The sequence below is a fragment of the Oscillatoria sp. HE19RPO genome (assembly GCF_024220515.1).
In the GTDB taxonomy this organism is placed as follows: Bacteria; Cyanobacteriota; Cyanobacteriia; order Cyanobacteriales; family Laspinemataceae; genus Laspinema.
The window spans coordinates 1-10600 of the sequence record NZ_JAMXOT010000239.1; the positions used below are offsets into that span (position 1 = coordinate 1).

Below are 10600 nucleotides of genomic sequence, written 5' to 3' on the forward strand. Positions count from 1 at the left end.
AATCCGAGAGTTAATGACTATAGAATACTCTTGTAGCCCGCGCAGGCACCGCTTTGTCCGCAAGTGCCCCAGGCTTTCTAAGCGGAACGCTACGCGAACAGCCTGCGGGGTTTTTGCATATTTTATTTTTTGGAGTTCCCCTAACAAAAAGCGATGGGGGTTTTATCCACTCCCGGTGGATTCGATATCCAACTGACCGATGGATCAACCCGTTATGAGTGGGTTCGTCAGTTCAACTATAAGATAAACTGAGTCAGTTATCAGATCTCCATTAGCAGGGGATCATAATTTTTGACAGAGGGGATCGCACTCTCTGCTTTGACGGGATCGCCGATCGCCACCTAGTTTTGCTTTTATCCTAGATAGAGCTATCTGCGGCGATTTGGTAAACTCCAATACAACCTGACGACTGATTATCTGGGACTAGAATGGCAAGTTATGCTATTTTCCCTCGCCCGCCGAGATTGAGTCATCCCATAGCAATATTCAACCTGTCTATTCCCGGACCATTGAGGTTAATCCGTCGGTTGCCATCAGACCCTTTGCCCCTTTCAGGTTTAGCAGTATGTCCGATCTACCTTTTACTTTAGATCAGTTACGCATTCTCAAAGCGATCGCCGCTGAGGGAAGCTTTAAACGTGCGGCAGATAGTTTATACGTTTCTCAGCCTGCCGTCAGCCTACAGGTGCAAAACCTAGAGCGGCAGTTGGATGTCCCCTTATTCGATCGAGGAGGGCGGCGCGCCCAACTCACCGAAGCTGGACACCTCTTGCTCAGTTATGGCGAAAAAATTCTGACCCTTTGTCAGGAAACCTGTCGCGCCATCGAGGATTTGCAAAACCTTCAAGGTGGGACCTTGATTGTCGGGGCTTCCCAAACCACGGGAACCTATCTCCTGCCTCGGATGATTGGGATGTTTCGGCAGAAGTACCCCGATGTCGCGGTGCAGTTGCACGTTCATTCCACCAGGCGGACCGCTTGGAGTGTCGCCAATGGACAAATCGACCTGGCGATCGTCGGCGGTGAAGTCCCCCCGGAACTCCAAGAGTCCCTCGAAATCCAGCCTTATGCTGAAGATGAACTGGCTTTGATTCTGCCGGTATTTCATCCCTTTGCCAAACTCGAAAAAATTCAAAAAGAAGACCTTTATAAGCTACAGTTCATCGCCCTAGACTCCCAATCGACCATCCGTAAGGTCATCGATCAAGTGCTTTCGCGTTGTGATATTGATACCCGCCGTCTCAAATTGGAGATGGAACTCAATTCGATTGAAGCCATTAAAAATGCGGTTCAGTCCGGTTTGGGCGCTGCTTTTGTTTCGATTTCTGCCATCGAAAAAGAGTTGCAAATGGGCATTCTCCACCGCGCCACCATTGAGGGGGTTGTGGTTAAGCGAATGCTTTCGGTGATTTACAATCCCAATCGGTATCGCTCTAAAGCTGCTGAGGCGTTTAGTCAAGAAATTTTACCCCAGTTCTCCACTCAACCTTGGGTGGATAGCTCAATTGAAAAACCCTTAGAATTTATGGAGGTAGAACCCCTTAAACCCGTTTCCACCAATTCAACGATTAGCTAAACAGGTTTTAGATTTTAGATGACCCGATTGGAGAACAACGCTCAATCAACTTGATTCATCTGAAATCTAAAATCCGTTCGGTAAAATTACGGCATTTCATATGGAAATTTACTGCACTCGTCCGGGCTGCTTGCGTCCTCAAAATAGTTTTGCGGACCTCGATGATATGACGACCCTCAAAACGATCCAGCAAAAATTTTGTACTACTTGTGGGATGCCGTTGATTTTAGATGGTCGGTATCTGCCGGTGCGGTTACTGGGTCAAGGGGGTTTTGGGGCGGCGTTTCTAGCTCGCGATCGCCGCACTCCGGCCATGCGAACCTGTGTGGTCAAACAATTTCAACCGGCTGGAGATTTGAGTCCCCAACAGTTGGCGATCGCCCATACCCTCTTTGAACGGGAGGCCGAAGTCCTCGAACGCCTCGGCAACAAACACCCCCAAATTCCAGATTTAATGGCGTTTTTTCCCCTGGAAATTACCAGTCAAATTCCCGGCAAACAAGACCGGTTTTTTTATTTAGTTCAGGAGTTTATTGATGGTCAAAATCTCGAAGAAGAATTAAAATCACAAGGGAATTTCTCCGAGGAGCAAGTGCGGGAGGTGTTTGTTGAAATGCTGAAAATTCTCTCGTTTGTTCATGAAAATGACACGATTCATCGGGATATCAAACCCTCGAATATCATGCGATCCAAAACCAATGGTCGCCTCTATTTATTAGATTTTGGTGCCGTCAAACAAGTCACCCAATCCCCCGGGGTGACCAGCAGTGGACGCTCCACCGGCATTTATTCAATGGGGTTTGCTCCTCCAGAACAAATGGCAGGACGCACGGTATTTCCCTCGACGGATTTATATGCGTTAGCGGTGACTTGCATCATGTTACTCACGGGAAAAGAACCCCAGGAGTTATTCGATGCCTACAGCAATGAATGGAATTGGCGAAGTCAAGCAACTGTGAGCGATCGCTTCGCCGACATTTTGGACCGCCTCCTCCTCTCTACCCCCAGTCAGCGCTTCCAAGGAGTCCAAGAAGTCCTAACCGCCCTCAACGCCACCTCCCCACCCCCTCAATCCCCCCCATCCCCCCCATCCCCCATTTCTCCCCAATCTCCCCACTTCTCCACCTTCGAGGTCCTACGAGGAGCCGCCTTTACCGGATTTGAAGGGGGCCTACTGTTAATCGTTTTACGAAGTTTGGGATTTGCACCGGCGATCGGTACGATCGCCTGGTTACTGATATTAAGTGCCCTGATTTTCGTCCAATATCGGCGGTTTATTGAAAAGTATGATTTACTCATTCTCGCCGTTGTCACCTTGGCGATTGTCTTTTTCATTCCGCCTTTTCATCAGGCATTTTTATGGGAAGCTATCTTATTTATCCCAGTTTTTGCGAGTTGTGGTGCCGTAGCCTTTACCGCCCTATTTCGCTTAATTTCTAAACTAATCGCTAAATTCTTATAATTTATTTAGCCTAAAATTCATACAGACAAGCGAGTTAAAATAAAAACAGCTTCCCGCTTTAACCTCCCAAAGTTGGTGTGAATTGTTGTTTTTAACTACTCAAATCCACTCCAATCCCTCAAAATTCCTCCCTATTGTTTATATGAAAATGGTATAAATTATAGGGCTTTAATTTACTATTGAGTCACCCAAACTATCCTGACCCTATCGGAATAAAAGTCTCAACCCTAACTCCGCTTAATTATCAGCAATGTCACTGAAAAACGAAACAACCATTCTGGTCTTAACCGTGCTAGTTACCGTCAGTTTAGCCGGGGGAATTATCTGGGGGTTAATCCGAGGATTCGGCATACCCTTTGAATCGGATAATTTAGCCACGGAGGGGATTTCCTCTCAATCCACAGCCCCCTATCGATTCGATCCTGATGCTAAAATTGATAGTTTTGCCGAAGTCCCCAACCTGCCCTCGGGACTGGCGACTTATGGCGGGAGCACCAGTTGGGCACCGATTCGGGGAACCGTGGATCCGGTGATTCAAATGGTTCAGCCCCAGTTTAAATTGCGCTATACCCAGCATCCGACGAGACCCCCGGGTTCGGGAACGGCAATCGAGATGATGTTAGATAATCAGCTTGTTTTTGCTCAATCCTCGCGCTCAATTAGAGAAGAAGAACAGCAGAAAGCGAAACAATTAGGATTTACTCTCAAAGCGATTCCCGTCGCCCTAGATGGAATTGCCGTAGCAGTCAATCCAGACTTAAATATTCCTGGATTAACCTTAACGCAACTTAAACAAATTTATACGGGGGATATCTGGAATTGGAGTCAAGTGGGAGGACCCGATGTGGAGATTATCCCCTATTCTCGCCGTCCGGAAAACAGTGGCACGATTGAATTTTTTAGAGAGAATGTGATGGATGGGGAGGCATTTGGGAGCAATGTGCAGTTTATGCGGACCACCACCCTAGCATTACGAGAAGTGGGCAGTCGCCTGGGAGGAATTTACTACGCTTCGGCCCCAGAGATTGTGGGACAATGTAGCGTCACCCCCATTGCGATCGCCGGACAACCCGATCGCCTGATTCCTCCCTATCGAGAACCCTTCGTCCCTGCTGAAGATTGTCCAAATCGGCGAAATCAAGTGAATGCCGCCGCCTTTCAAAGTGGGGAATATCCCCTCACCCGCCGCTTATTTGTGATTGTCAAAGAAAACGGTCAAATTGACCAACAACTCGCCGAAGCTTACGCTGCACTCCTCCTCACGGAACAGGGACAAGCCTTAATCGAACAAGCGGGTTTTGTGAGGATTCGTTAATTACCCACTCAATCACTGCGGATTAAAAGTTCAGGGACCTTAACTTTTAATCCCAAATCTGGGACTTGTAGGTCTACAAATTCTGCTCAAGGGTGAGATACAATAGGTTCACCCTTTCTGACAATTCCTTTCTATCCAAAACTTTTACCCCATCCAGTCGTTCAAGCTCTAGTTACTCGTTAGCCGCCCCCTGCCTGGTTGTGGGTTTTTCTGGCTCCTCTTGATACGGTAATAGTTATATATTGTAACCCGAGTTTGTCTACCTTCTCCTGTACTCATACGGAATTTCGCAATACTGATAAGTCTATAAAAACGAGCGGCGTCAAGCTGTATTTGTAGGGGCCTGCACATTGCGCCCCTACAAAGTGTATCAGAAGGTTTTCACATTTTCAATTGTTCTATAATTGCTGGACAATAAATTTTATTTACCCACTGAAGGTAGTCCTAAATCTGGGTTAAACTTTTGCCAGTCTAAAGAAAGAGAGTCGAAAATTATGAATCCCTTGCAGTGCCCTGTATCGAAGGACAAGCGTAGGCTTTGTATCGAGTGAAAGTTAGGAGCATCCTGTTTAAATGCCTCTCTTGCGCCGATCATCGCATCCGCAAAAGTTTGTTCCGATCAGTCCGAGGGAACGCAACGAGCAGAATTGTACAATCCTGGAACTTGCTAGTAGAATGAGAACCCGGAATTGTTCCAGCCTGGGATGCTCGTCAAGCAACAGGAGAATCTAATTGACCCTATCCGGTGGTAAGTTGCCCACTCTTTGCCCCTGTTGGAGTCAGTTTGCTCAAAGCTGGCATATCCGGGTTGCTAGACTCAGAGAGGTTGCTTCTGAGGAATGGTAATCCGATCGCCTCTTTTGAGAAGGGGAAAGTCCCGAAAGAGTAGGGAAAATGACTCATCTGGCAAAGGACAACTCGGGGAGGTGAACTGTTGTGCAATGATCTTGATGAGATTGCTGCACCCGAAACCTTGACCGAACCTGGATTAAAAGAATCTTCCCCGGTTTTTGAGTGCCTCATTCTAATCCGAGCTAAATGGAGTACAGTAAAGATTGAGGAGATGGTAAGGGTCAGAAAGTTCAGGTGGGTTCGCAAAGGGTGTCGGAGGCGATCGCCTCAAACCTGAACATTTTTCCAAGTCCCTAGGTCATGTTTACTCCCGTCGAGACGATGGGCAAGGGTAAAAGGGGTGGGTTGTGTCGGTACAATTTGTTACCTTATTTTGACAAGGGGTTGACAGATTACCCGAGCTTTTCTGCTGATTGTCTCGCGTGAAATTTTACTCTCTTTTGTAAAGAAACATTACGTTTAAAGTCCTTGGGGCAATTCTTTAAATACTGGGAATCAGTTAGGGAATCATTAACTTAGTCAAAGCCAAAATTGAACAAATCAGCCTTATTCTCTCTAAAACTATGGAAACCCTAAATTCTAAAATAAATATGAATCATCGTTTACCCAGCCAAATTATCCTCTATTTGGACCGCGAACATTTGTCGTCTTTATTTCAACTGCTGCACCATGCCCTAGAAAGCAGTGGGTGGTTACGAGCTTTATTAGTGGTGGGAGACAATTTAGAACAGTGTCAAAAACTCCAAAAAATTTGGTGTAACACAGGGCAGAGGATCCCAGAGAAGGTGGAATCTGGAGTCGGGACATATCCGGTAAAAACGGCCATGACGTCCAGCCGATTTTCCGTAGCTGAAGTGGAGGTGCAATCCATGCCCAATGCACCCAGCCAGCCCAACTATCCCCTGGGCAAGTCCCAACGATTTGCGTCGGTTCCGGTGATTGCCCTAGGGGGAGTGGAAACGAGCATTCTGGCCCTGAGTTCCCATTTGAACGTCTGGATTCAAGTGGAACTGGATCAAGCTCACACAGAGGAAGAATTTGCAGGCATTGGGGAAGGGAATGAGCCGCGTAGTAGAGTATCCGTAGTGTTCGATCCAGAGGTGATCGTCCAGTTGCTGCGAAGCTCAACCCTGACGACAGCAGTTCCTCACTGTTCCGGTTTAGAAGCGGTGGATCTAGAAAATGATGAGCGGGTATTGCGACGGTTTTGGTTACATACGCTCCATTTAATTTCTTCCCAAGAGGCTAGTATTGGCACAGCCCAAGAGGGTGCTAACCTCGTCGAGTCTAAGCCGTTAGGGGAGAGGACGGCTCAAAACCGGCAATTTTCGCCGGAGAAAAAGGTTTTGCGATCGCCCGCTTATGAGTCACTAACCCATCAGCAAACTCAAGACAGCATGGATCAACCCTCATCCTGGATTGCATTTCCGAATCCAGGCTTTGATGGGATGTTTTGGGACTGCCCCACGGGAATTGTTTATCACAGCATCGATGGCGGGATCGTCAAAGCCAATCCAGCCTTTTGTCAAATGACGGGGTATAGTTCCAGTCAACTGCGCTATTTAGATTCCCGGGCGATTTCCCATCCCGAAGATTTCGCCGCATTGTTGCGACTGATTCAACAAATGGTGCGCGAGGGAGTCAAACGGCAAACCCTGCGCCAGCGTTATATCTGCGCCAATGGTGAGTTGTTGGCGGCAGAGGTGACCCTCTGTCTGGTGGGGGAAGAAGAAGACGAGAGCTATTTTATGACCTTTGTCACGGATTTGAGCGATCGCGCCCGCGCCGAACAGGAAATCCAACAGCGGCGATCGCGGGAAATGCTCTTGAGTCGAATTTCCGCTAAAATCCGCTCCACCTTCGATCTGCCCACCATCTTAAAACTCGGGGTCCAGGGTCTCAGACAAGCTCTAGACACCGATCGCGCCCTTGCCTTTCAGTTTTTAGCCGATGGCAGTGGCATTTGTATCGCTGAAGATGTGCAAGCGCCTTATCCATCCATCAAAGGACAATGGTTTCCCCCGGACTGTATGCCCCTTGCCCATCGCGATGCCTATCGGAATGGACATCTCGGGTCAGTTCCCGATATTCAGAATGCTGCCTTGAGCGATTGCTATCGAGAAATGCTCAACCAATTTCAAGTCCGCAGTTTTATGGGAGTCGCCATTGGGCGTAATAAAGAAGAGTCTATTATCCCAGACCCTCTCGGCGTGAGAGAACTTCAGCCGGGGGAAATCGTAGAGATTGACCCCGATGTTCTCAAATCTCCGAGTGTTTCTAACCTGTGGGGATTACTCGTTGTCCATCACTGTCATGGTCCCCGACAATGGACAACGGACGAAAAGCAACTGGTGCAAGCGGTGGCAACTCAGATGGCGATCGCGATCGAACAAGCCAATCTCGTCCAACAATTACGCACCTATGCTCGGGAACTCGAAGATCGCGTCCAGCAGAGAACCACTACCCTAGCGCGATCGCTCCAATTCGAGCAACTGATTCGCCATTTAACCGAAACCCTCAGCAGTGCCACCGATGAAGACAGTGTAATCAGTGCAGCCGTCCAAGGAATCGTGGAAACTCTCGGGGTGGATAGCTGTCATGCCCTGTTGTGGGATGAGGAACAAGGGATATATCAGGCTCAGGCATCGTTTCTCAACGTTGGCGTTTCGGAAACTGCCTTGCCCGTGGCGACTCGCTTAGACTTTAATCAGATCTCCCCGGACTGTCGGACGGTTCTATTACAAGGAAAACTCTGTGTCTTAGATGCAGTGAATTGTGAGAAAATCGGCGATCGTCCCTTACCTGGGGATAAGAATTTCCCCGAGTCCGCCCAGAACCTATTTTTCCAACAAACCCTGGTCCCGATCGCCGATGATAGCGGTTCCATCGGTGCATTAGGCATCATTCAACCCCAAGAAAAAGACTTTGATGGCGACGAGATTGAACTGGTGAAGCAGGTGGCCAAAGTTTGTGCGATCGCCATCCGCCAAGCCCGTCTACTGCGAAAAGAACAGTCTTCCCGTTTGAGTGCTGACTATTTTCGGTCGTTTCTGCGTCAATCCAGTGATATCTTTGTCGAATATGATGCCCAACTGCGTTATCTCTCGATTAACGCCGCAGGTGCCGCCTTCTTTGCTCTGAGTCGAGAACAGATGACTGGGAAAACCAATCGAGAACTGAACGCCAACGCTGCTGATGCGATCGAACCCCTGCTGCGTCATGTCTATGAGACTGGCGATCGCGTTTTAGTCAGTCATGAGATTACTTTCCCCATTGGCAACAAAACCCTAGAAACGGTGTACTCTCCCATCTCCGACGAAACCGGCTCAATCCATCGGATCATTGCGATCGCCCGAGATGTTAGTGAATTTCGTCATCAATGGCAGCGCCTGCAAGAGCAAAATCAAGAACTAGCTGCTATCAACCGTCTCAAAGAAGAGTTCATTGCCACCACCTCTCACGAACTCCGCACCCCCTTAACCGCTATTCTCGGCTTCTCCAGCGTCCTCCTAGAAGAATCCTTCGGTTCATTAAACGGGAAACAAAAAATTTACCTTGACCGGATTCATACCAGCGGACAACACTTGTTATCCCTGATTAATGATATCCTCGACCTTTCCCGCATTGAAGCCGATCGCCTGGAACTCGAACCTCAACTTGTGTATATTTGCGATATTTGTCAGGGTCTCGTCAGCTTGATTCAAGAGCGCATCGCCAATCACGGCTTACAGTTTCAGATGGAAGTAGACCCCTCCCTCGAATGTATGGTGGTTGACCCGCGCCGCCTCAAACAAATGCTCCTTAATCTCCTCACCAATGCGATTAAATTCACCCCGGAAGGTGAGGTGGGGTTGAAAATTTATCGGACTCTGGCCCATGAAACTCCCGACGGGAGGGAAGGGAAGTCCAAAGCTGGAGACACAGCGATATTGAAGCCCATGCGGAACACCCTGAATCGCCCTCATGATTGGATTCACTTTGTGGTCTGGGATACGGGGATTGGCATTGACGAGCGCGATCGCCCGAGGCTGTTTTCTCCCTTCTCCCAAATTGATTCCTCTCTCACTCGCAAATATCAAGGGAGTGGTCTGGGGTTAGCCATTACCCGAAAATTAGTTGAACTCCACGGAGGATGGATTTCTGTCACCTCTGAACCCAATCAAGGCTCGACCTTTAGTATCACCTTACCGTTATACGAATCCGCCACCGAAATTCTCCTCGATGCCCTCAAAAATGGCAGCGTCTAATCTGGAACTGGGGTCTCAAAGTCAGAACCCACACCCTTTCCAAACGGAATACTACGCCGGGTGTGGGTTAAAATGGGTCAGAAACCGTTACCGGGGGGGTAACCCAATTAAGTGACCCTCCCCGACTTGAATCAACCCTTCCGCCCGTAATTTGCCCATTAATCGGGTCACGGTTACCCGAGTTGAACCGATCGCGCTGCCAATCTGAGCGTGAGTTAAACTCCAAGGCAGGTAATAGCCACTCACCCCCTCTCCTTCTGAGTCATCCCCCACCGCTTGACCATGTTCCTCAATCAGTAAGGTCAAAAATCCTAACAGTCTGGCGATCGTGCGTCGCTGTCCCAAAATTCCCAACCACAACAGCTTGCGCTGGTGTTGATACCGAAACGCATCCAGGACCTGTTGTCGAAATAACGGCCACTGATCTAAGTCCGGCCAGTACATCCACATCACCGCAGTTTGATCAATGTGAGCGTAAGCTTCAAAGGTACAAAAGGTCTCGCTGGCGACTTCAAAGGGTTGACCCTGACTTACAAACCCTAAAAAGGTTTCGGCGTTTTCCCCTTTGTCTTCCCCTGAGACGGGGAGGGTATTGAGTTTCGAGCCTTGAGCAGCCGTATCCCCCAGGGTCGCAGACAGCTTAGGCGATCGCGAAGGGGTGGTGACTTCGACTGAGAGCAAGTCGGCGTCAGGGAGATTGTCCCCGGTCTTTTTCCGGGATGAAACCTGGAGGGAACTGGAGCTGTTTTTAGCAACTCCCACCAACCGGACGGCTCCTGATATTACTAAATATACTAATCCAGGACGGGTGGGAATTCGTTCTTCTTTCCGAAAGGTCCGACATCGATAATGTTGTTCAGCCCACTCCAAAATCGGTTGGTGAGTTAAAAAAGGCCGAGAGGGATGGTCCGGTTCAGATGAATACATACCTAAAATTTTTGCAGGATTTGGCTCGACGCACCAAAGCAGATGATGCGGTGGCGATGCAAATACTCCCTTCTCTAAAACGTCATAAACTCTTGAACATCGTTGCTTAGGGAACTCCAAAAAATAAAATCTCCAAAACGTTCGTTCGTAGTGACGGATCAATGGAGTAGCCCCTTATATGTAGGGGCGCAATGCTTGCGCCCTTAGGGCGCAAGCATTGC

General features: G+C 48.6%; 5 protein-coding genes. 4 read left to right on the top strand and 1 reads right to left on the bottom strand.

Annotation, left to right across the window (positions count from 1 at the left end; translation table 11 throughout):
- The first annotated feature begins 565 nt into the window (after positions 1–565).
- From NG833_RS20860 to NG833_RS20875, 4 genes are all read left to right on the top strand, one after another.
- Positions 566–1576, top strand: a complete 1011-nt coding sequence (locus NG833_RS20860) for a LysR family transcriptional regulator (protein WP_254567197.1) — start codon at positions 566–568, stop codon at positions 1574–1576.
- A 100-nt stretch (positions 1577–1676) separates the two neighbouring features.
- Positions 1677–3038, top strand: a complete 1362-nt coding sequence (locus NG833_RS20865) for a bifunctional serine/threonine protein kinase/MFS transporter (protein ID WP_254567198.1) — start codon at positions 1677–1679, stop codon at positions 3036–3038.
- Between the two features lie 250 nt (positions 3039–3288).
- Complete coding sequence (locus NG833_RS20870) at positions 3289–4353, top strand: substrate-binding domain-containing protein (protein WP_254567199.1); 1065 nt, start codon at positions 3289–3291, stop codon at positions 4351–4353.
- 1442 nt (positions 4354–5795) lie between these two features.
- Positions 5796–9452, top strand: a complete 3657-nt coding sequence (locus NG833_RS20875; protein WP_254567200.1) for an ATP-binding protein — start codon at positions 5796–5798, stop codon at positions 9450–9452.
- 87 nt (positions 9453–9539) lie between these two features.
- Here NG833_RS20875 and NG833_RS20880 read toward each other — a convergent pair whose 3' ends face one another.
- Complete coding sequence (locus NG833_RS20880; RefSeq protein ID WP_254567201.1) at positions 9540–10379, bottom strand: Crp/Fnr family transcriptional regulator; 840 nt, start codon at positions 10377–10379, stop codon at positions 9540–9542.
- Positions 10380–10600: the final 221 nt, after the last annotated feature.